Genomic DNA, 23,538 nt, shown 5'->3' on the forward strand with positions numbered 1-23,538 from the left:
TTAGAATAGGTTGATTTATGAATACATCCTTTTCTGTACTTATATCAAAGGTCTGCCCATGATCAGCTGGACCTATGTTGTTATTTACGCCGCCTATAGCAATTTTATTAAACGGTTGAAGACCATCAGCCCTTTCTGCTGCCGCACGATCCCAGTTATACATGCAAGCATAGTTACCACTAACCAATGTTATACCTGAAACACAAACAGCTCTACCCGCAGAAACTTGCGCATTTGCAGCTGTAACTTTAACTACAATCATATGTTCTTGTGGATTGTAATTGTTAGGAACGGTAAATGTGAAATTATACCTTCTAATTTCACCATAAAATGTAGATGGCTCTGGAAAATCTTTATATATTTCGTGCCAAATTTTATAACCCACTTCATCCAATGGCGTAACAAAACATACCTGCAATCGTGGTTTTGCAGTTGTACGCACACCGTTAATCTGTGCGGTTCTATAATGCGCTGACAATGTATAAGAGTTTCCTGGATGAATCCCGTTTTGAACCTTTGTTTCTGGATAATTATACGTGTCGACACGGACTGCATTTACCATTTGTTCATAGTTAAATATAAAAGTGTTATTTTCTATCACTACACCGTTTCCTTGTACTTTCCAAGGTAGACCATATCCAGCACCAAACCCCTGATAATTTGGGTTACCTATGTTCAATTTTGGAACACTAGAAAAATCATGATCGGCTATTAAATTTCGTTTTGGCATAACAGTTGTTTTCGTTCCCCATTCATCTTCAAAAAGGAAGTCTAACATTTTAATAGTAACGCCGTTTTTATCGATGGTAATCTTATCGCCATTAATTTTGATAAGATTCGTATCAATACCCTTTGCGGTTAACCATCGCACCATTGTATCGGCATTAATATCCAGTTTTGCAGCATTGATTGTAATTTTCCCAGGGGACATATTGATCGCAGTGACAATGCCGTCCTTTAAAATCTGCGCTAAAATCCCTTCATCTAACACTTCTAACTTAGATTCCGTTTTCTTTACATAGGCATTATAAGTCTCATTTATAAACGTTTCTTGTTTTCCAGAGATAATTGAAACGCCTTTTTCAGTAGCACTAATACTTCTTTCTAACTCTGTAACTTTTTGATTGTATTTCTCAGTAGCTACTCTATTAGCTAGATCTTCTAGCATTTTATCAACATCGGTTTGATCTTTCGGATGTAACCAAAATTCTGTAGCTATCGTACCACGTTGTAACATAGGTGCAGCACACCATAAACGCCCATTTCTCGTAACGTAATAACGCCATCTCACAAACGCTGCATTAGCTGGCGCTTTATCTGTACATACAGCACGAACCCATGTATGATTTACAACCTTGATATTAGTTCTAGCTGTTTTAACACGAGTTTTTTTGTCAGCCTTCCACCATTCAATTTCTATAAATGCACCGCCACTATCAATAAGTGTTTTCCCATCTGTATTGAAATAACCTGATGCAACAAAGTCCTCGTTAACCTGACACTCAATGAATTGACTTGTAAGTCCCCACCAACGATCTTGAGTCTGGCCAGTACCGGTAATTGCAAATGTATTCATACCTTTGTATTTTAAATTCGTATCAACAGATCCAGTTGCTCCATTACCACTATTCCAAAACCAATATTTCTGCCCTAACTTAAAATCCGCATCACGCAATTCGTTGACAGTACCTAAACCGCCTACATAATCCTCAACGTCTTTCTTTTTCATTGTTAATTTCAATGCTTCAGAATGTTGACTTATTGTTGTAGTAGCCTGAGTTAATGTTTTTCCTTGCTCAGTTTGTGTTTCCTGTAATTTCTTAACACTTGCAGTTGTTCCTTCTGCATTCTTTTCTACAGTGTTAACACGTTCATTAAAAGAGGTTTGTGTTTTTTCTACCGTTTTAATACTTTCTTTGATTCCATTCACACTTTGCTCAATCTCAGTTGTTTTTTTCGTGAACGTTTCTTTAGAAGTAACTTCATCATTAGCAGGCTGCCATGTAGTTCTTATGTTCCCCTCTTCCAATTTCGCATGATGTGAGTTTAAATTACCATCAATATTTCGTCCAGAGTAATAAGACCTAATTTGAGTTACATCCTTATCTTTTGTTTTGAATGTAACAGTTAGAGGCTCGTCCTTATAATCTACATTAATCTTCAATTGTGAGTCTGCACGTACAGATTTCCATTCTTGCTCTCCGTCTGTATAAGTTATTGCCGTTTCTACACCGAACCAAGGATTTGTATTAAGTTTAGTCATTTTCCCAGTGAATAAAAAAGAAATAGTAAACGTCTTATTTCTGTAATTAATCTTATTAGAAAGAGTCATTTGTTTACTGTCTGACCATGTTCCAGTCATATTCTGTTTGTTTAACCCTGTTTCTGAATCGCTTGCTAGATTAATTGAACCTACAGAAATGTTACTCATGTCGGTTTGTAATTGTTCAATGGTCTGCTTATTTGAAGTCGCCGTGTTCTTTATTTCATTTGTTGTTTTTGTTAAAACGTTTGTTGTTTGCTTCACATCGGCAATAGTTTGTTTTGTACCTTCAACTGTATCTTCGACTGTATTTAATTTTCCAGTGATTTCACCATCTTTTTTTGTTAATGATTCAATAGATTTAGTAAAACCCTCGTTAGTTTGTTTCATTTCAGAAACAGTTTTATTAATTTCACCTTGAGAGTTTTGTACATTTTTAATAGTTTGCGAAACTTCTTGGAGACTATTTTTAACTTCCTTGAATTGTCCATTGGTTTCGCTTTGCGCTTCTTCCACTTTTTTGTTTAATTCTTCTTTTGTGAGCTGAATATCTTTATTAACTTGTTTCAGTGTTTCTTCCTTTACTGACTCTACATCAGGAATAAGAAGCTCCCAACCTTTACCGTTCCACACTTTTAAAATACCCGGTTTACCGTTGGTAATATCTCGCCACACTGTTTTACCTACTATAAGATTATCGGACGGTGGATTTTTAGCTTCAATAATATTCACCGTATTATTTTTTAGGTTTTCCTGGACCTTTTCCGCAAGTTTCTTCGCGACTTCAGATTCTTTTTGAGCATTGTTTGCTGTTACAACAGTTTCTTTAACTAACTCATCTAGCCGATTAAGAATTTCTTGTTTACTATCTATTGAAGCCAGGACTTTATTATAGAGCTTACGTAATTCTTCATTAGCATCCACAATTTCTCGATAATCTCCGAATACATATTTATCTTGTGAAGGATCAGTAAATGATTCATCACCAGCTATTACCCGTGCTTCTAAATAAAGTTTCGGTGTAAATCCAGTATCTTTAATTCGAATTGTGTCGCCTTCATTAATTAGCTCATGAGCTAGTCCAAATACACGACCGATACTTTGTGCATTTACTTCATAAGAAACAGATGAATTAACGCGTTTCTTTATCTCTGTTTTCATAAGAGTCATTAAACGTTGTGGTGTTATATCTTGCTCTGTCTCCGGTGTATAGAATCCGAATTTATGTTGTCCTTGTTCATTCCATCGCTGGAATGCATCATTGTCTACAAGATAAGGAATTCCATTATTAATACTAGAGATGGTTATAAAGTCTCCACCTTCTTTTTTTACGAATCCTAATAGGGCTGTACAGATGTTTTGGGAATTCTCAATTCGTTTGATACCCATCAAATCTTTACCAAGAGTTACTTCTTTGCCTGTATCACGTCCTCGTTTTTTCACCATATCTACATAACGACCAACAATTTGAGACCCTACAACTTCCGCGCGATATTGAATTTCTAAATCGAATAAGGAAGCAATGTCTTTTAAAAATTTCAGTGGATCTATAAATTCATCAATCGTCATAGTGTGGAAGCCAGCGTATTCTGTTTTTCCTCTTTTCCACTTCGTACCCACAAGAGCTATATCGATAAACTCATTGACTGTTTTACCTACAATCTTCTGTGGATTGACAATGCCAGCTTTCGCGAGTTGAATCCATTCACCAGATGCATAAGCAATGACTGATCTATCATCTGAATCTTTTTCAGCTTCAGTAATTACATATGGAACAATGCGACCATCACGAACTTCTTTTAAAACTAAATTTTGCTGCATGAGTGTCACTGCATGATCTGTATTATCAAACACTTTAAACTCTAATGTATCAATGTTATTTTTTATTTCCCAATGTCGTTTATCGTCCCAATAATCTTTTGGTTGTATATTGGAAACAATTTGACTCGTTTTAAAATCAACAACATGTAAGATTCCACTTGGTGTCCTCATCTAAATCGCTCCCTATACGTTACTTTGGCTGTTCCGACAGTTGAAGGCATGATTTCTAGTTTATTCGAACCCTTATGAATAACAGGATAGTCACTAAATATATCTTTTAGATTAATAGCACTTTTACCATTTATCGTTACAAGACTTCGCTCAGTATCAATAACTACTTTGTCACCAACATCAAAGATATAAGGAGGATTATTTTGTGTATTCATGTTAACCTTCCAAATTTTCAAATCGTCAATAGACATTTGCGAACAAAACATGTTGTTAGAGAACTGAGAAATGCTGATTTGTACTTGAGTGACTTTATTCATATTCACGTTATTTTCATCAAACCAGACAACGAACCTTTCAGCATCATCGATTTCAGTACCTAATATAAACTTAGAAATATACGCTTCCCATCTATTACCTGTCCTAGCGAGCCATAATCGCCCTCTAAAATTAGTCCAAGTATCTGGATGATCTCCATGTTCATTAATTAAAACTTGCCCACCAGGTTTCTTACTGTTCCCCACACTAGCAAATCCACTGTTTTGCTCCGCTTCCCATTGGACATCACTCATTGATATACGGGCTACATAATCGCTATTTTCATCAAGAAGACCTATTTCCACACGTCCCATTTGATCCCAATGATGACTATTAATACGTACATAGGCTTGCATGATGAAATCCTGTAAAGGTCCTTGTGGAATATTCTTTTTGGCTATGCAACCATGCCATCCTTTTACTGTAGGTTCACCTAGATATTCAGCCATAAAACGATATCCATCTGATTTAAACTTTCCTCCACCAGTCATATCTTCTGTTTTAGGAACATCTGTCCATCCTATGGTTGTCCCCATTTCGTCCCATAACACACGTTGATTTCTTTCCACTGGAACCTGGTCTGCTTTCAATGGATATCCAATACGAAAATAATCCGTTCCATTCCATACATCAAGAAATGTGGAAGGCTTCGTTACTTCAACTTCTATAATTGGGTTAGATTCGACGCTTCCTTTGTTTTGCACATTTGCTATTAACCCATGTCCATCCATTTCAAATTCTACCGTTTTAGTAGGTCCTAACTTATATGGCATTGGACAAACAAAATTCAAAGCACCTTTACCTAAAGTAATAAAATCCTCAGGATCAAAATCTTCATCAATAACCGCCAGGTATGTCCTATCAGGTGTTACATCAAAGACTAATTCAACAGGTTTTTCTGTAATTAACCACTCTGCAATTTCTTCTTTTAATGTTTCTACGTCAGATCCATCAGGAACAATAATTCCGACCGGAACAGGTAAAACTCGCATTTCAGTTTCTGTCGTTAATAATCTTGCACCTGGATAACCTGAAACACTTAGAAATTTTCGTTTTAATGGCGCCCAAGCTGGCCTTTTCCAGCCTTTTTCGATTTGAATAAAATCCTTACGTATATTGTTAAATGTAAAAGAACTCATACCGTCACCCCACTTCTCTCTAAAATAAAAGAAACCCAAACCTAAAAGGCTGAGTTTCTTTTTTCTTCTCTATCTTGATACTCGGTTGTATATCGATAAGTACCACGTGCCACATCTCTTCCCTCTAAAATAACTGGAACTTCAACAACTAAATCTCCACCAAGTATTGGAATTACTCCACCACTAGAAGATGAACCAGATCCGTAATTAATCACTTGATTCGATACACTGCTTGCCATAGCTTGTCTACTATTTGACATGCTTCCATATACACCACTCATGACACTCTTTAATCCTGATAATTGACTCACAGAACTAGCCATCATACGGCTCATTTCATCCATTAGTTGATTTATTTCTCCCGGCATAACAAACTGTTGTCGTGGCATGGCTGCTACAATTCCTGCACCAATATCTCCAAGTGTCTTTTTATTCAGGGGAAGCACTGCTTCTCGCCCCGCTTCTCCTGCACCTTGCAAGTTTCCGCCATTCATTCCAAAGATAGTCGGTTTAGTGAAGATACCACCTTTTGCACGCCAATCTATATTGAGGCCGGACGGAAATGTAATATCTTTTCCTAAAATGTTTTTCGTACTAGTTTGTAAGCTGAAGTGTGGAAGAGGTGGCATTTCTGGTTTTGGAATTTTCAACTTCAAGTCACTAAAGAATCCTTTAATCTTTCCAATGAATTTTTCTATACTGTCAACTGCATCTTTAATTGGATCTATAATGAAATGTTTTGCCGCTTCAAATTTTTCTTGAGCTGCATTCTTAACAGAATCAAATTTTTCCCGTGCTGTATTGTACATATCATTGAATTTCTCTTTTGCAGAATTATAAGCTGAAATAACTGGTTCAACGATGTATGTGTAAACCATCTTCCACGCTTCAAGTGTATAGCCTTTTATTTTCGCCCAAATTCCTAACATCCAATTGGATAAATCACTAAACTTTTCTTTTACTAAATTCCAAGTATCTTGTACAGGTTTTATAATATATTGTTTAAATAACCCCCATGCTGCTGATGTATATGATTTAACTGTCTCCCATTGTGAATTTAGCCAAGAAACTAAATCACTGAACTTTTCTTTTACTAAGTTCCAAATGTCTAGAACAGGTTGAATAATATATTGCTTAAATAGTCCCCAAGCAATTTGTGCCATAGCTTTTGCAATTTCCCATTGTGTACCAAGCCAAGTGACCATTTCACCGATTTGTGTACTTATCCAGTCGTAAGCTTCCTGAATCGGTTGAATAATATATTGACAGATTGCCGCCCATGCAATTTGTGCACCTGCCTGTATTAACAACCAACCAGCTTCTAAAACGGTAGAAACTGCCGAAATAATTGGATCTAAAACAGTAAGAATTGTATCCCATGTTTCTTGCCATGCTTGCGTTAATGTTCCCCACAATTCAGATGCTGTTTCAACTAAAGAGGACCACCAGGAGGAAGCAGTTTCAACAATACCAGACCATAAACTACTAAAGAATTCACCTATTGGATCAAAGAAACTGTGCATCATTTCTATGAAAGAAGACCATGCTTCAGAAAAGAATTCAACAGTAGAATTCCATGCATCGCTACACGCCTGCTTTACCCCCTCCCATAAATCACTAAAAAATTGACCTATTGGATCAAAAAATTCATGCATTACGTCTAAAAATGAAGACCATGCTTCACTACAGGATTGGGATATCCCATCCCAAAGCTCTACTAAGTACTCTTTAATAGAATCCCATGCTTCTATTGTCCAATTTTTAATATCATCCCAGTTTTTATAAATAGCCACTCCTAGAGCAACTATAGCGGCTATGATAATAGGAACAATAGCAACTATACCTAGTGCCGCGGCGGCCCCAATTTCAAATACCCCCATGACCGATACAACAATTGGTGCAATAGCCATAAGTGCCCCTGAAATTACTCCAATAGCCGTTGCAACTGCTGCTAAGGTCGCTGCTAATTCTGGATTATTAGAAATCCAATCAGCAATACTAGCAACAACATCAGCAATTACTCCTAGTATAGGTTCAAGAGCCATTTGCAAATCGCCCATCGCTTTTTGGAACTTTACTGCTGGATTTGCATCTAATTTTTTAACAGATTCATTTAAGTTGTCTTGGTTTTGTTGAAGATCTTTTGTTTTCTTAGAAGCTTCAATTAAAGTGTTTGTTAAATTTTGACCTTGATCTTCAAACATAGTGGCTAGAACTTTAACCCCAACCTGATTTTTCTTAACTGGGTCTTCTATTCCGTCAATAGCTTTAGCTACTTCTACCATCGCTGCTGCGCCATCTCTTCCGCCTTTAGCGACAGATGCTCCCCATTTTTCTATTTGTTCATTCGCAATACCAGAACCGTCAAGCGCTTCTTTTAAAGCCTTATCAGCTCCTTGTGCGAATTCAGTTAATTGAATCCTACCTTCTTTCAGTCCGTCTAAAAGATTATCAATATTCCAACTACCAGTTTCAACACCAGCTTCCATAATTGCTTGGACTTCCTCAGCTTTAAAACCTGCACGGGTTAGCTGGCTACCATATTCAGCAATGATGTCTAACTGTTCTGGCGGAAATCCCATTTTTAACAAAGCATCAACCATACCAAGAGCACTATCTTGCGTTATTCCTAATTCATTTCCTATTTCATAGGTTTCTTGAATCAACTCTGTAAAATCTATACCGTCATAGGATTGCGCGATTGTTGCTGCACCTTTAACGATAGATGCATTCGCTTCATCACTAATATCTTTATTTAAAGCCCATTGCCTACGTACACCAGCAAGTGATTCTTCAGCATCCACTCCATAAGCTGTTACGCCTCTTATTGCTTCTTCTACTGATTTTTTCGAGGATTCAGGGACATCAAAAGATATATCAATTTTGGTTTTCAATTTTGACATATCAAGTGCTTTTTCAACAGCTGTTGCAATTCCACCACCAGCTGCTAATCCACCGATAACATTCTCTAATCCTACTTTTAGACCTTCAAACTTCTTCTCGGTTCTGCCGGCTTCTTGTTGTAAGTCTCTTAACTCATTTTGTACTTGTTGTATAGAGTTTCCGGCATCCACAGATCGAAGGGCACGTTGTAATTTTTCAATATCAGCTTCAGTTCCTAAAGCTTCACGACCAATAAGACCAATTGCTTGTTCTAACTGTCGACTTGTAGCCGATCCACTTTTAATTGCATTTACAAGACGATTACCTAATGCACTCGCAAAATCATCAACACTTTTTCCTGTAGCACTAAATAAAGTTTCTAATTGTCGTGTTGAACTTGCTACATTTTCTTGTTCGGCTTTCATATTACCGAGCTTGTTTTTCAGACCATCAAGTGACCCTTGTGTAAATTCAATTTCACGCCTAAATGCGCGGTACTGCTCTTCTGAAATTTTCCCATTCTGAAATTGCTCTTGAACCTGTTGCTCCGCTTCTTTTAATTTATCGAGCTTTTGTGTAGTTTTTTCAATTTGTTGTGTAAGCAACTGTTGCTTTTGAGCAAGTGCCTCAACGTTACCGGGATCAAACTTTAATAAACGTTCAACATCTTTTAACTCTTTAGTCAAAGAATCACTTTGCTTATTCACGTCTTTTAAGGCATTTTGTAACGGCTGCGTATTCCCTCCAATTTCAATCGTAATTCCTTTAATTTTTCCTCCTGCCATTATCTCACCCCTTTTTCTTAGAAAGCATTAAAGTCTTCTTGAGTTGCTTTTCGAACTTTTTCTTTTCCTGGATTTTTCATTTCAGCATACTCAGCGATATAATCAAAACAATCACCAATCGTCATCACTTCTAAGTCCCAATATGTAAGCTTTGCTTCATAACAAAGAGCAAGGAACAATTCAGTGCTTAATTCTTCATCACCGAAAGTCCCTTGCTCTTCATTAATTTTCTTTACTTTTTTTTTGCTCCCATTGTTTTTTGAACCATCTCATTAATTTCCGGCATTATATCGTAAATAGGAAACTCATCAAACCCTTCTAACCAAGTCATCGGGTCTGGAATTTCAGGATCAGCTGTTTTAGCGTATAACCAAACTAGATCGTAACAAACTTCAAAATCTACTTTATCGAAATCTAAGTTAGAAAAATCAATAGTGCCTTCTGTTGCATCTTGCGAAGCGAATGTACCTATAGCCCCTAATTTAAACATATCGGCAAATAAATCCCGTCTAAATTGCGCCTTATATCGCTTGGCTGATGCTGCATTAGCTTTTAATTTGACCTGTTTTCCGTCTATTGTAATTGTCTTTTCCATCTACTTACGCTCCTTTTGGTAATGCAGGTACTTTTGTATACACTTTTTTGTACCAATTATTATAAATATCTGTTTTTGATTTAGTAGTAGTTTTCGTTTTAACCATACGTTTTCCATTAATATCAATAGGGCTGGATACAAATTTAAGTTCATTTGTATTTGGCTCCGCTGAATTTGTTTTCGTTTTAGATGCAAGTGTTGGACGACTTGCAGAACAGTTAAACATAACGTGTCGAGTTGCTCGTACATCGCCATCAAATTCAAATAATAATGCAAATGATTTTCCTTTAGCATCCGCTAACTCATTTAACACACCATCTTCTTCGTCTAATTCCTCTCCTAGTGCGTCAATTGCAAATTGTTCCGGAATAGTCGCAATAGAAAGCGTTCCATCATACCCTTGGTTATTACTTGCAGCGTAATAAAGCATGTCATCAGCGTAGAATTCAATTAAATCCCCTCGTGGATCAAACGTTAATTCAACCGCACCAGGTAATGGAATTGGTGTATTAAATGTAACTACACCATCTTTAATATCGAAAAGCGCATAATGGACATTCTTTAAACCAAATGCTACTTTATTTTCATTCATTTATATCAACCTCGTTTCATAAAATTTTTGATACATATTTTCAGATTCAATAAAAGTCCCATACGAGTCATACGGAATCTCGTGATCATCTAGAACTTGTTCTAGCTTGGCTTCCGCAACTACATCTTTCTTAGTTGTATAAAGCTCTATATTTACATCATTTATCTTGTGATACACCTTGTTATCAGCCATTAAATTTGCTGACCCATCCACAAGAAAACAGATATACGGTGGCGCTGGAACTGGATTACCTGGTGTTGCTATGAAATGCGAATAAGCCACAGGATAGCCTGTAGCTTCAAGAATTTTTATAAATTCTCCTAATGTTAATGTCATGATTCAATTGCCCTTTCAATACGTTTTGGCAATTCATCAATTACATACTCTTCAACGGGACGAATATGCACTTTCTCCAGTACTCGGCCACCACTAGCTTTCGCATGGCCATTTTCTAAAAGATGCGTTAATTGCCCTTTTGTATTATGGATAACAACGGCTTTATCTACTTTTTTCTTACGCCAACCTTTACGATAACCACCTGTTTTTTTAGGACTATTTTGTCTTAACTTGTTTACAGCAATATCAGCTACATCTTCTTGTGCATTTGTTAATTCTTCTTCCACAACATTTGCATATCTTTGCAATTCTCTAGCAAGATCACTCGCAAAATCACTCATATTAAACATGCTCCTTTGCGATAATAGTCAATGTTTGATACATTTCATCATCATTCATTGGCGGTTCGATGATATCAAAGATACGACCTTTCATATTAATTCGCATTTCTTCCGTAATACCAGAAGTGTATGGAATTACGAATCGATAAACCCGTGTAGCTTGTGAAGCGGAAGCTTCAATGTACTCAGATCCTTTCACTGTTTTTATCATCGCCCAGGCTTTTTTAAATTCTGGCCAAGATGTTTCGATTGCTTGGTTTAATTCATCTTTTATTACTACAGGTTCTTCAATAATGATTCTATTTCTACAATCGCCTGTATTCAGTGGTTTCTTGTACTGAAAAGGACGCATACTAATCACCGACCAACTTAATTTCTTCTAATGCTTTATCAACACCTAAACTATTAATCTGACTTAAAAAATTCTTATCAAAATACTCTAAGGCATCGTTATAGACATAACGAGAGCGTTCAAAGACTAATTCCTTGAACTCCTCGTCAGTATTTATATCGTAATCGCCACAAACTCTCAATAAAGACTGATTAGACGTAGAAAGGGTACGCTTTAGGTTATCGTCTTCCTCATCGCCTAAGTGCATCCTTTCCTTAAACTCTTGCAATATTTCATCTGAAATTGTTGCGTTTCTCATTCACTTCACCCTTTATTTAGATTTTGTTTCTGATGGTGGTGTAAATGAAATTTCTAAATCGTAAATAAGAGCCGCTTTATTATCTTTCGGTTTCCCATTAGCAAATTGTTTAATTGTATAAAGTGTAGCATCTTCGAAAGCTAATGTTTGATCAAATTCTTTTAGCTTGTATCCACCTGCGATTGCAGCAATATATTGTCCTTTTACAAAGAATAATGCTTTACCAACAGGCACTTCCTCACACTCGACGGGTTTAATGTTATAAGGTAATGCCATTACCCATTGACCTGTTGCGGTCTGGATTGTATTACGTGCTTGTACGCCAATCGCATCAATCGGGTTCACTACCATTACAATTTTATTTAATACTTTTCTGGATTTTCCTTTTGCATCAACAGATAAAGCTTTTACTACTTCATAAAGTTCACCTGCTACAATTACCCCTTTATCAGACGGAGCAAATGTTAGTTTACCAGAAGATTTTTTATCAGTAACAGCACCTGTTTCTGGATTTACATCTTTCATTAAACCAACTGGTTGATGTGCTACAGATCCGCCACCATTAATAAAGCCAAATTCTAAACCGACAGAATATGTTTCTACTAAAACAGTTCGAACATAACGTTCAATCCATTCCGGTCCCAGTTCCTTCATGTCATTCGGAATTGCTGCAAATGCAGTTAATTTAAGTTGACCAATTTTTTCTTGTTTGAAGATGGCATCAATTTGCCCACGGATTTCACCGAATAATTCGCCCCATACATATGCCTTCGTTGCATCAGAATAAATAAACTTCGTAACTGCTCCTAAATCTTGCAAACCAATTTCAGCTAATAAGGGATGTTCTGTAACTAAATCTTCAAACACACGCTCTTGAGTCGTTACAGGAAGAATTGAGCCATCTGTAAATCCACCTTCTTTAACAACTGCATTGAAGAATTTTGTTTCTGCTGAAGTTAAAACATTTTGACCACGTTGCTGTAAAATTGAACGATCAAGCATATCGTTATTTACTTGTTCACGAACAGTATTTGCTACATCTGTTTGTAGTGCATCAAAGAAACCTTCAAACGCTGACGTCTGTTCTTGTTCTGTACTTTCCGCGTTAGTTAAAGTATCCGTCAATTTTGCTTTTGCCTTATTAAATGCTTCAGATTTATTAAATTTAATAACCATTATGTGTTTCCCCCGTTTTTTATAATTTTAAAAGGAGCCCTTTAATCCCACTGTTTTTTACAGGTTTAGGATTCGGCTCCTTTGGTTGTTCTTCTATATTGTTTTGTAAATCATTCAGGATTTCATTTTTCAATCCTGATAATGCTGCATTTAAATCTTCTTTTGTGATTCCTTGGCCTTTGTTCATGGTTCCATTTCTAAAACCATCTATTACTTTTTGCGGAAGCATGGCAGCAGTAGCCATTGAAGCTGTCATTTTAACTGGATTCTCCATAAACATGATTTCATCCGCGAAATTGTTTTCTAATGCTTGTTGCGGACCCATCCAAGTTTCTTCAGCCATCATGTTAAGTAGTTCTTCCTCTGATTTACCACTTTTAATGACATAGGCATTTACAATTGCTCGATCTGTTATTTTTAACATCTCAGCCGCCTTTTCCATGTCACGATGATCTCCACCATGCCACTTAGCAGCGTTGTGAATCATGATTTTTGCTGTTGGAGAAATTCGAACTTTATCACCTGCCATAGCAATTACAGAAGCCGCACTTGCTGCTAAACCAACAATTTGAACTTCCACATGACCAGGATAATTTTTTAATGCTGTGTAAATTTCCGAACCCTCATCTACATAACCACCAGGACTATTGATTGATACAATTAAATCCTCACTATTTGCGTTATCCAATTGTTTTGTAATCTTACCTGGGCTTGTAGCATCCATTTCAAACCAATCATAAATCCAAGCTTCATCATTCGAAATAATTGGTCCTTTAACGTCAATTTTCACCGTCATTTGTATTCTCACCTCCTTCAGATTCAGTTAGTTTCGTATAGTTTTTCGTAATATGATGTGTATTTAAGTTAGTATCATCAGAAACCTCATATCCTACTTCTAATCGAATCTCATTCCCTGTAAATGCACTTGAAGAAATAAGTTTATCGATGCTTGTCGCAAGGTCAAATATACTTTGATAAGAAACAGCTTTAACTTCAATTTTTTGACCTGAAAGATATTCTTCTTCTTCAAAAAATTTAACGTTTGCTTCATCAGAAATCTTTTTTAATAAAGGTTTCACTGTGAAAAGCATATAATTTTTCGTTTGCTTCTCAACATCAGCCATTTCGCCATATATCAAAGCAGTTGGAATACCAAAAGCCATTGCTACTTGATTTAAGAAGCCATTTGTTACTTTATTAATTTCCTCCACACTCTGCCCTGAACTTGCTCCACCTGACGTTTCAGCATACTTAAAACCTGGTTGTTGTGGAATGATAGCGACATCTTTTTCTCCAATCGCTTTGTACATGTTATCAATGAACTCTTGCAGTTTTGATTGGTGTTCTTTGCTCTTTGCAGCGAGCATGTCCATATCAACTGTTCCGCGAATTTGATTCTTACGTTTTTGAGAACTTAATATTCTACCGAATAAATCACCATAATCAGTAAACAAACCATCGATAAGAGGTGATAACTTATCATTCCTGTATCTTAAATGAATGATTTCACTTTGTTTAAAACTTCTCTTAAACTGATAATCTTTTACAGTGACATTTGTAAAAGTATCTTCAAACACAGCATATTCGTTATGTTCAAAGTCATCAGCAATAAGTAGATCACCATCATCCGCTTGGATAATCAAAGCTTCATTATCATAAATAAGTTTATAAATAAAACTCTCCCAAAAAGTACTTGCTGTCATATTCTTATTTGGTCTAACATTTAATCGGTAATAAAGCTCATCCTTTTCAAATTCTTCACCGTTTTTCACTCTGAATTCCGACTGACTTATTGTTCTTCCTAAAAAAGAAATACATGTATCAATCGCTAGTCGCTTCATATGGACTCTATTTGCTTTTTCAATAAACATTTCCACATCAAACATAAATCCTACTTCACTATTTCTTTTAAATACTGCGTCCAACCATCCAATGATTATCACCCCCTTTATTAGAATTTAATACCGTCTAACATAAAGTCGAATTCATCCACAAGAATGTTATCCGCTTGCCATAATGCATGGATAAAGGCTTGGAATCCATCTGTTTTTCTCTTAAATTCATCTTTCTTCAAATATTCTTTGTTGCCGTCTTTTTTGATGTGGACGTAGACGTTATTGGTGTACCAACGCATTAATGGATTATTACCAAAAATAATACGATTGTTTGCAAATAATGTTTCAACTCGTGGAGCTAAAAGTGAATGAATCGCTTTTGGATTACGAATGTATAATAATATGAAACCTTCAGCTTCAAGTGCTGTCTTAACAAGATCAAGACGGAAAGTATCAGCTACTATTGTGTTAAACCCGTATATCTCACGCATTTTTACAAACCAATCTACAATATGAGAGATATTAATAACTGGTTCATCCACAATAGTTAGTAAGCCATCTTCAGACCATTCATAAATAGGTGCTTTTAATTTCACCTTGTCCAAGAATCCTTTACGTACAAATGAATGACCTTTCCATATATAATCTTCACCGTGTTTAAATAGTAAACCGACTGCCGCAAAGTCTTTGATGCTGGCGAAGTCAAGTCCGCCTACAGCTACTTTATGTTTTAAATCTGGAACCTCTCTGAGCGTTTCCCCATCTTCTTCAAAACCAGTACGCATGATTTCTTCCCATGAAGCTACAGATTTTGTTAAATCTGTTTCAGGATAATTCATACGTTTTGTTATGAATTCTTCACGATTTGAAGGATTATTTTCTAATTGTTTATATTGAGTTAATACCTTTTTAAATAATTGTTTAGCATAAGAACTTCTCGGCTCACTAAACATTGGATTCGCTTTTTCCCATACATCAGGATTATCAATTTCTTCTGGATTATCTATCTTGCAAATAAAAGGAAATAATGGATCTTCTAAATCCTTTCCCTTTAGAATGTTCATCGCTCGCTCTTTTGTTTTATCCAGGAATCCGTCGCGAACAAAGCCATCTGTACCAATAAAAAATTCTCTAGCATTTGGTACTTTTCCAAGTCCACTAGAGAATACATTTACTACATCAAAGTTTTCATATCGATGTATTTCATCGTAAATAACACAACCGTCACGAAGTCCATCTTTAGAACCAGCATTAGATGTATGATATTGCATAATGCTTTGAGTATCGTTACTCAATATCTCTACCTTGGTTCGATAAAACATATCCTCTAGTATTTCTTTTCCTTTAATAGCATCATAGACTTCACGAAAAGAAACTTTAGCCTGCTTCTCGTTGTTTGCCACAATTGAAACATTGTATCGATCTATTCCATGCAGCGGACTAATAAAGAAATGGCATAATGATGAAATTAAACCGTTTTTACCACCACCACGAGCCATCATAATTAAAAATTGCTCGTAAAAAACAGAATCATCTTCTTTATAGAAAAGAAAAACAAATGCTGTTAGGAACTTTTGAAATGCTTGCAATTCAAAGTACCATTTCTCAGTGAATTTTATATAGTCCTCATGCATTTCATTATCGAAATACAAATCATCGCGTATTAAAATGTATTTCTCCAGGTACTCAATTAGCATTATGCGCTCTTTATTCAGCTTAATTTTCCCTGCGCGATACATCTCAATATATTCAGTGACATATTTATTTTGAATCATGTTAAATCTTTAACTGAGCGCACAGGTTTTGAAGGAACTTTCTTTTCTTCTGCCGATGCTTCTAATCCAAGTGCATCTAAAATCTTTATCATTCGATCATTTGTTTTATGTAAATCATTAATAGAAGGATTGGATTTCGGACCATGCATGCCAGATACTTTTATTCCTGTTTCTTCAATATCATCAACAAGAATACACTTTATATCCCACAACGATAAATAGTCTTGAATTAAGTCAGTATAATGATTACCTACAATCTTTTTTTCTTTTAATTGATTTGTTAGATCCTTTTCAATCCTTTTTCTCATTGTTTCACGCTTCACTCTAGCCACAATATCCCTCCCTTCTGATTTACATCGTTTTCCAATTTGATATAACGCGCGAATTTGGTTATAAATTTGAAAAATCGACCCCCTCCTCCGGTGCCCCATAGAGCAATTTCTAATGAAATATTTTAAGGGGGGGCACTGTTTCTGAATCATTTTCACCACTTTTCATCGTGTTCCCATTTGTTGATTTTCTTTTTGAATGTTCTACCGTGTTCTTTATTATGGCAATCCACACAGACTGTTTCTAAATTGTCTATTTCTAATGCAAGTTCTGGATGATGTTCTAGTTCTTTTATGTGATGGACAACGAGTTGAATCTTCTTACGCTTTGCACTCTCACTGTATTCATTCGTGTCTGTTTGGACACAACCATTTCGTTTACATTCTTGGCATTCATAGTTGTCACGCTTCTTTACTTGCTCTCGTATACTCTTCCACTCACCACTGTCATAGAACTTACGCTTCTGTTGTTTGGTTTTATATTCTTCCGTCCGCATATATCAGTTCCATTTCTTCTTCCACAATAGGATAATTGTGCTGTATGATCTTTGTGTTAATACGTTCCTCGGTATCTTCTACATGTTCGATATGAATGTAAGTACCTGATCTACGATTGTAGTTTGTCTTCCAATCAAAGCTAATCCTTACTCTTCCCTTTATCTCTTTACCTTTGTACAGTACAACAGGAACAGCATTGATACCTGATTGTACAATTTGTAATAAGGGTTCTACACTCTCGTTAGATTGTTTGTACTTCCCTAGCTTAAACATATCTACAAAAGCACCATTACATTTCGGACAAACAGTTACTTCTTGATATTCATCTTCTGGCGAATGATACGTTTTAATTTGATAGTCACAAACTAAACAACATCTAGAAACCTTACTCATCTATCCTCACTCCTTACCATTCTCCTAATAACTCACGTAACTTCGGATGTTTATATTCATACCAGTTATAACCCATTGATAATAGTGGTACGAGTTCTTCTTGATATGTTTCTAAAGCTTCTTCATCACTCATTTGCCAATGATCCTTCAAATGTTGTAATGAATAATTCATATGGAATTTTTCGATACTCTCACGCCAATTAACTAATGTATTGATTAAGTAATGTCTAGTCATTGACTTCAATCACTCCTGGATTAATTCTTTCCTCACGATATTGAATATCAAGACACTTTTCATAAAAGAATGTAGCAGATACATCAATAGCTACTTGCCCACCATCAGCAAAGAATGTTTGCGTTTCACTCCCTAACACTTGATACTTATGCTCACACATTACCCTTACCCCTTATCATCCCTTAACAAATAAGACCAGAAAATCCTTGAACAAAAAAAGAGTGCTTTTCTTCAAAGCACTCTTCCAAAGGAATTTACCAATCTCGACGCTTATCATGATCACAGTCATGATGCTGATTACGTCTGCGACGACATTCATCACAATCGCAGTCACGATCACGTCTGCAACGACAATCGTTAAAATCTCTACGTCTGCGTCTACAGAACATTAAATCATCCCAAAATCTATCACAATCTCGAAAATGTCTGAAATTACCATTACATCCCATAAATTTGATTACCTCCTCTTAAAAATAGAACTTCATCATATTCTATGTTTAAAAGTCAAAAACAGCTTGTTTACTAGTCTATAGTTTCTACCTATCTTTACTTAACAATAAATAAGACGCTAAACCGATCACGGCAGCGCCTACGATAATTGCTATTGGTTTAATCATTATTCCACTGATAATCCTAAATCACGTTGAATTCCTGAAAATGAATATCCATGTGCAAATCCTATAATACGAATACCTGAAGCATATCTATGTTCTAAATCATCATTATATGTTTTCTTATAATACTCTAATTTTGCAGCGATATTATGCTTACTATTGATAATCACTTCATCACTTAGGAATCCGGTCACTTCAATTACAACAGCAACATACTCCGCCCTCCATCCACAGCTTCATTAAAACACTTTTCTAAACTTTCTAATGTTAAATCCATCATTCATCCTCCTCCAAAATAAAAAGCACCCATTCGGATGCTTTTTTCATTAAGTATTAATTTGTACTTTAACTACGGTAATTGAAGTTTTATTCTTCTTCCAACCACCTAATGTTGTTACGTTTCTCTGCACCAACATTATTAAGTAGCTGGAAGAAGAGCAAAAGCTCTCCTTAATAATGGTATCATTCAATCGTTACCATCTGCTGGTTTCGGATTTTATGTGCCATCATTACGAACCGTTTAGAATTTTAGAAACAACATAGTGAGTTGTGTTTCCCGCCACTTCCCACAATACAAATATAACACGTTAATTCCAAAATAACCGACACATTTCCTGCCAAAAAGCGGTCACGACTCTGCCAACCTTTTCATAGTTCAAATTTTTCCACTGCATCTGTTAATTCCACTGGTACACCAAATATACTTTTTTTCATTTCTGTCATTTTCTTTTTAATAATCCACTTTGGATAATTCAATTCTTCTAAAACATTTCTAAAATAAGTTGGATTTAGCTTTAACACATCAGGATTTTTTCCAGTATTCCTTTTGTATCTAATTATTACTTCTAATAGTTCTTCATTTAACATGAATCACCATTACCTCCCCCTTACATTTTATATTTATGTATATACACCATTCAATTCCTTGATACTACCACTTACCCATATCTTATATTTTGTGTAACTAAGCCAAATGCCACAGCCTTTGATATTCATAGCTTCATAACACTTCCTCTTTTGAGTTACACAACACAATAAAAATGAGTAACTGTATAGAATGGGGTAGAATAACATGGCTACCAATTTAAAGTTTTAATGTACTCCAAATATAAAAATCCACTGCATTTAATTACTTTAAATAGTCAGTGGATTTTTATTTTTAGCGGGATTTTATTTTATTAGCTTGATAGTGATGAGATACAGCCAAAATTTCAAAAATTTTGTATGCTAAGAGAATTTCAACCTAAAAAGTTGGATTCCTATACGTTAAATAAAATGAATAAAGTCTTTTACACTCTCTTCTTTAAGAACGTTTCCATAATATCCTTCCTGAATCTTTCATAATCAAACTGAAAAGCTACATTATGCGTTTTATAGCCTGGATTAGTAACGAAACGAAAGTCTGCAATGCTTTGACCAAATCCTTCCCCTTGATCAGGAATTACTTTAATGGGTACCCTTGAAAGACTAACAGCCTCTTGATTCAGCAAATACCACACCGTTACAAAATCATGCATAGGACTTCCACTTATACCAGGATTAGACTTGGAGTAGAAATTATAATAATAATCTAGCATAGGTTTGATGATGAGTCCTGCAAGATCCTGTGTATTTCGATGAAATGCATCGATTTGCTGGACCATTTCGGGTGTAACAATCGCATGTTGGGTCACATTTAAAGGAATAATTGTCAAGTTCTTTGCATGTTGCAGAATTAAGTTTGCTGCATAAGGGTCTGCGTGAAAATTAGCTTCAGCCACAGCAGTTACGTTACCTGGATAGAAAAAAGCTCCCCCCATGCAAATGCATTCTCTTACATTTCGCATTGTTTCTAAATTCAATACAAAAGTCGTAGCTAGCGAAGAAAGTCTTCCTAAATTGATAATTGTAAGTTCTTCTAAATTCGATTCTATAATTTGATAAATATCATTTAAAGGATAAACTGGATATGAAATTTCAGGTGGAATAATAGGTCCTAATCCAACTTTTCCATGTACCTCAGGGAAATACTGAATCAATATACCTGTCAACGGTACAGAAGCACCAAGGAATACAGGTATTTCTTCTCTTCCCGAAATGTACTTTAAATAGTTAATATTACTAATTACATTTTCTCTTGATACATTTCCATAATCGGCCACGATTCCTACAAGTTGAATGTCTTTACGAAAAAAGGTGTACAGTATAGCAAACGCATCATCAATCCCTAAATCTGTAAACAGGAGAACCTTTTTTTGCATATCTCTTCCTCCAAAATTTATAGAATTCTACTTTCGCCAATGATGTAGTGATTAGACTACGCTTGTATATATATTTTTTATGTATTCTTAAAGAGTGGATTCTATTCACTTGAAATAGCTTTGCTCATCTAAATTTGATTTTATGTTCAAGCGTAAGTTTCTGTTCTTAAGTCGATAAGCATGTGTTACTATCCTTGAACAAAAAAGCAATGATTAGATTTTAAACCTAGTCATTGCTTTATCCATTGCATCTTGGTTTACTCCTATATATCTTAACGTTACTCGTTCACTTGAATGATTGAATATCTCCATCAGCAAAGCTATGTTCTTTGTCTGCATGTACATATGATATCCAAATGTCTTACGTAATGTATGTGTCCCAATCTCTTCTAAACCAAACTTTGCTGCTGTGGTACTAAGTATTTTATATGCCATGCTTCTTCCGATTGGTCGATTCTTTCCTTGTCTGCTCTTAATTAAATACTCATAGTCTTCCATATCTTCAATGTACCACTTTAACTCTCTTCTTAATGCTGCAGTAATCCGAATACGTTTCTGCTTACCTGTCTTCATTTCACGCATTGATATATGGCTGCCATTTAAATCTCCAACCTTCAGTTTTAAAATATCACTAATACGTAGACCTGTATTAATTCCCATTACAAACAAAATATAATTGCGTTCATTCTTTTCTTTTAGATATTCTTTAATTTGTTGTATTTGCTCTGGATCACGTATCGGTTGAACAAAATTCATTATTTATTACCTCCAGTTTCTTCTGTCTCATAAACTTCTAATCCTAGTGCAAAAGCAAGTTTATAAAACGCTTTAGACTTCCAACGTCGATAAGTGCGCTCTGACATCCCTATCTCGTTATAAACCATGTAGTCACACACATCCTCTTCTTCTAAATAACGTTTATAAATAATATCTCTTTGAATACTTCCTGCACGTCCGTTTCCTAATCGATTTAGAAACTGATCAATACGTAATGACATTTTTTCAATCCACTCTTCTCTTTTGCTTTGTTGAATATTTACTATAGCAACATCTTCTAATGGTTTTCCAACTGTATGTGTAGGACCATGCTCACGTATTTCATAAGAAGGAGTGACTCTCATTTCTTTACGCATCACCCCAAATTGTCTATGTATACGTATGCTTTCCAACACACCTTCTAATTCCTCTTGTGTCGCCGTTCTATCGATTTTTGGTAAGAAAGATAATTGTTTAGTCATGTAAGACCACTCCTTTTTATTTTTAAATTACTTTTGTCTTATTGCTCCACGTCTTCGTTCATAGCAAGGTCTATACATCCCCATTAAATCTTCAATATCACGAGTGCTTAATTTCTCTTTTTGTTTTTTCTTGTTTTTTTTCTTTCCTTGCTTGGATTTCTTTTTCCATTCACGTAATTGATCCTTTAACACCTTCATTTCCCCATCTCCCTTTTCAACATAAAAAGGACACCTATTCCTAAAACAGCTTTAATTGCTGCTTTAATGAATTGGTGTCCTCTAGTTTTCTAGCCAGACTATATTTATTTCATGATACTTGTCTGTATAAAAAGATTCCTCCAAGCTTTATCTATTCTGTCTTTCTCATATTTTTGTATAGCCTTTGTACGACGAGCAATTGCTTTTTTTAGTTTCTTTTTCTTTAAATTATTCAACCATCTCACTCCTTCTTATGAAACAGTTTTGTCCAATTTTGGGCGTTTTCATTAATTTAATACCTTATTACATTCAAAAAGCTGCTCAAATGTGAATTTTACCTATATAATTTCAAAAGGATTATTTTATTAAAATCTTCACGAGCAATAACTTCGAAATCTTAGATCCAAATGAACCCCTAGACACATACACCATATACTAACTTAAATACTTCCTAAGAAAGTGGGTGAATGGTATGCCTTCTGTCGTTGGAAATCTTGTCGTTCAAAACAGTAATGGATCTTTCAATTTAGGTGATTTTTATAATGTTTCTCCAAAAGAGAATACAAAATCTTATAATGGTTCAGGAGCATCAAATGTTTCTTTTGTTGTTAATACCTTTAACGGTGTAAGCGCGACAAACACATTTGATTCTGATGTTGCAGACCAAAACCAAGTTGGATCAGCCTAAGTTTATTCATTTCCTTCTACTCCCTGAATAAAACTCAATATTCCGTTTATACTATAACTACATCTAGAGACACATCCCTGTTTGGAGCAGTTAGCTTTTGCTAGCTGCTCTTTTTGGTATGGAATTTAAAATAGAGGCTTGCTCTTAAAATCTATTATGTAATTTTCATAGGTTTTTTCCTTACACCCGTGTGTCTGTTTACTCATAAGTTGTTAAAGTATAAATATAAATTGATAGTTAATTTATAAGGGAGGTGTAAAAATGAGTAAATTTAAAAAGAATTGTTGCCACATACCCTTTCCTTTACCTCAAATAGGGCCTTCTGGGCCTTCTGGACCTACCGGCATAACTGGAGCAACTGGGCCTACCGGAATAACCGGAGCTACTGGGCCTTCTGGTGGACCTCCAGGACCTACTGGACCTACCGG

Annotated in this window: 26 protein-coding genes and 2 pseudogenes (1 of these 28 only partly in view); 2 read left to right on the forward strand and 26 right to left on the reverse strand. The window is 35.5% G+C overall.

Going from position 1 to position 23,538, the window contains the following annotated elements; genetic code table 11:
• The 26 genes and pseudogenes from CQ064_RS19775 to CQ064_RS19905 form a co-directional block, all read right to left on the reverse strand.
• The coding region (locus tag CQ064_RS19775; RefSeq protein ID WP_105559688.1) for a phage tail spike protein at positions 1-4,255 on the reverse strand (4,255 nt) is incomplete at its 3' end.
• Entirely contained in the window at positions 4,252-5,709 is a 1,458-nt protein-coding gene (locus CQ064_RS19780; protein ID WP_000094125.1) for a distal tail protein Dit, read from the reverse strand. The genes CQ064_RS19775 and CQ064_RS19780, both read right to left, overlap by 4 nt.
• A gap of 41 nt (positions 5,710-5,750) precedes the next feature.
• A complete protein-coding gene (locus tag CQ064_RS19785; protein WP_000897025.1) occupies positions 5,751-9,377 on the reverse strand; it encodes a phage tail tape measure protein in 3,627 nt (1,208 codons plus the stop codon).
• Positions 9,378-9,609: 232 nt separating this feature from the next.
• On the reverse strand, positions 9,610-9,972 hold the full coding sequence (locus tag CQ064_RS19795) for a hypothetical protein (protein WP_000415912.1): 363 nt from the start codon (positions 9,970-9,972) through the stop codon (positions 9,610-9,612).
• 4 nt (positions 9,973-9,976) lie between these two features.
• Positions 9,977-10,564: a major tail protein gene (locus CQ064_RS19800; RefSeq protein WP_001004907.1), complete on the reverse strand. Its 588-nt coding sequence runs from the start codon at positions 10,562-10,564 to the stop codon at positions 9,977-9,979.
• Positions 10,565-10,900 (reverse strand): hypothetical protein, encoded by a 336-nt coding sequence (locus tag CQ064_RS19805; RefSeq protein ID WP_000176452.1) that lies wholly within the window; start codon positions 10,898-10,900, stop codon positions 10,565-10,567.
• On the reverse strand, positions 10,897-11,241 hold the full coding sequence (locus CQ064_RS19810) for an HK97 gp10 family phage protein (protein WP_001279008.1): 345 nt from the start codon (positions 11,239-11,241) through the stop codon (positions 10,897-10,899). The genes CQ064_RS19805 and CQ064_RS19810 overlap by 4 nt, the downstream gene beginning before the upstream one ends.
• A 1-nt stretch (position 11,242) precedes the next feature.
• Positions 11,243-11,593: a phage head closure protein gene (locus CQ064_RS19815; protein WP_001247272.1), complete on the reverse strand. Its 351-nt coding sequence runs from the start codon at positions 11,591-11,593 to the stop codon at positions 11,243-11,245.
• Between the two features lies 1 nt (position 11,594).
• A complete protein-coding gene (locus CQ064_RS19820; RefSeq protein ID WP_001243203.1) occupies positions 11,595-11,891 on the reverse strand; it encodes a hypothetical protein in 297 nt (98 codons plus the stop codon).
• A gap of 12 nt (positions 11,892-11,903) precedes the next feature.
• The gene (locus CQ064_RS19825; RefSeq protein ID WP_000234856.1) at positions 11,904-13,067 is read right to left on the reverse strand and encodes a phage major capsid protein; all 1,164 of its coding nucleotides are present in this window, start codon (positions 13,065-13,067) and stop codon (positions 11,904-11,906) included.
• Positions 13,068-13,086: 19 nt separating this feature from the next.
• A complete protein-coding gene (locus CQ064_RS19830; RefSeq protein WP_000216400.1) occupies positions 13,087-13,863 on the reverse strand; it encodes a head maturation protease, ClpP-related in 777 nt (258 codons plus the stop codon).
• Positions 13,847-15,010, reverse strand: coding sequence for a phage portal protein (locus CQ064_RS19835; RefSeq protein WP_003318934.1), 1,164 nt, complete (start codon positions 15,008-15,010; stop codon positions 13,847-13,849). The genes CQ064_RS19830 and CQ064_RS19835 overlap by 17 nt, the downstream gene beginning before the upstream one ends.
• Positions 15,011-15,018: 8 nt before the next feature.
• A complete protein-coding gene (locus CQ064_RS19840; RefSeq protein ID WP_000615661.1) occupies positions 15,019-16,677 on the reverse strand; it encodes a terminase TerL endonuclease subunit in 1,659 nt (552 codons plus the stop codon).
• The gene (locus CQ064_RS19845; RefSeq protein WP_000124844.1) at positions 16,674-17,009 is read right to left on the reverse strand and encodes a P27 family phage terminase small subunit; all 336 of its coding nucleotides are present in this window, start codon (positions 17,007-17,009) and stop codon (positions 16,674-16,676) included. The genes CQ064_RS19840 and CQ064_RS19845 overlap by 4 nt, the downstream gene beginning before the upstream one ends.
• Positions 17,010-17,161: 152 nt before the next feature.
• Positions 17,162-17,503, reverse strand: a complete 342-nt coding sequence (locus CQ064_RS19850; RefSeq protein WP_001258474.1) for an HNH endonuclease — start codon at positions 17,501-17,503, stop codon at positions 17,162-17,164.
• The gene (locus CQ064_RS19855; protein WP_000049336.1) at positions 17,484-17,897 is read right to left on the reverse strand and encodes a hypothetical protein; all 414 of its coding nucleotides are present in this window, start codon (positions 17,895-17,897) and stop codon (positions 17,484-17,486) included. The genes CQ064_RS19850 and CQ064_RS19855 overlap by 20 nt, the downstream gene beginning before the upstream one ends.
• 13 nt (positions 17,898-17,910) lie before the next feature.
• Positions 17,911-18,132 carry a thioredoxin domain-containing protein gene (locus tag CQ064_RS19860; RefSeq protein WP_000196709.1) on the reverse strand — a complete coding sequence of 74 codons (222 nt, stop codon included), beginning with the start codon at positions 18,130-18,132 and terminating at the stop codon, positions 17,911-17,913.
• Positions 18,125-18,292: a hypothetical protein gene (locus tag CQ064_RS33665; protein WP_000333210.1), complete on the reverse strand. Its 168-nt coding sequence runs from the start codon at positions 18,290-18,292 to the stop codon at positions 18,125-18,127. The genes CQ064_RS19860 and CQ064_RS33665 overlap by 8 nt, the downstream gene beginning before the upstream one ends.
• Positions 18,293-18,386: 94 nt before the next feature.
• A complete protein-coding gene (locus CQ064_RS34105) occupies positions 18,387-18,581 on the reverse strand; it encodes a hypothetical protein (RefSeq protein ID WP_015055180.1) in 195 nt (64 codons plus the stop codon).
• 167 nt (positions 18,582-18,748) lie between these two features.
• Positions 18,749-19,023: pseudogene (locus tag CQ064_RS19870) on the reverse strand (hypothetical protein).
• 371 nt (positions 19,024-19,394) lie between these two features.
• Positions 19,395-19,613, reverse strand: a complete 219-nt coding sequence (locus CQ064_RS19880; RefSeq protein WP_000930972.1) for a hypothetical protein — start codon at positions 19,611-19,613, stop codon at positions 19,395-19,397.
• Between the two features lie 422 nt (positions 19,614-20,035).
• The gene (locus CQ064_RS19885; protein ID WP_001170299.1) at positions 20,036-20,986 is read right to left on the reverse strand and encodes a nucleoside hydrolase; all 951 of its coding nucleotides are present in this window, start codon (positions 20,984-20,986) and stop codon (positions 20,036-20,038) included.
• A 213-nt stretch (positions 20,987-21,199) separates the two neighbouring features.
• Positions 21,200-21,742 carry a site-specific integrase gene (locus tag CQ064_RS19890; RefSeq protein ID WP_001012136.1) on the reverse strand — a complete coding sequence of 181 codons (543 nt, stop codon included), beginning with the start codon at positions 21,740-21,742 and terminating at the stop codon, positions 21,200-21,202.
• Positions 21,742-22,224: an ArpU family phage packaging/lysis transcriptional regulator gene (locus tag CQ064_RS19895; RefSeq protein ID WP_000166167.1), complete on the reverse strand. Its 483-nt coding sequence runs from the start codon at positions 22,222-22,224 to the stop codon at positions 21,742-21,744. The genes CQ064_RS19890 and CQ064_RS19895 overlap by 1 nt, the downstream gene beginning before the upstream one ends.
• A 27-nt stretch (positions 22,225-22,251) precedes the next feature.
• The gene (locus CQ064_RS33670) at positions 22,252-22,422 is read right to left on the reverse strand and encodes a hypothetical protein (protein WP_000866139.1); all 171 of its coding nucleotides are present in this window, start codon (positions 22,420-22,422) and stop codon (positions 22,252-22,254) included.
• Between the two features lie 104 nt (positions 22,423-22,526).
• Positions 22,527-22,658, reverse strand: a complete 132-nt coding sequence (locus CQ064_RS19905) for a DUF3983 domain-containing protein (protein ID WP_001061238.1) — start codon at positions 22,656-22,658, stop codon at positions 22,527-22,529.
• 236 nt (positions 22,659-22,894) lie between these two features.
• Here CQ064_RS19905 and CQ064_RS19910 point away from each other — a divergent pair, with 236 nt between their 5' ends.
• Both CQ064_RS19910 and CQ064_RS19915 read left to right on the forward strand, forming a co-directional pair.
• On the forward strand, positions 22,895-23,110 hold the full coding sequence (locus CQ064_RS19910; RefSeq protein WP_001141572.1) for a spore germination protein: 216 nt from the start codon (positions 22,895-22,897) through the stop codon (positions 23,108-23,110).
• Positions 23,111-23,404: 294 nt separating this feature from the next.
• Positions 23,405-23,538 (forward strand): annotated as a pseudogene (locus CQ064_RS19915) (BclA C-terminal domain-containing protein); its annotated part runs 581 nt beyond the window's last position; the annotation flags it as partial.

Origin of the sequence: Bacillus sp. MYb78 (assembly GCF_002975115.1) — a bacterium.
Taxonomy (GTDB): domain Bacteria; phylum Bacillota; class Bacilli; order Bacillales; family Bacillaceae_G; genus Bacillus_A; species Bacillus_A cereus.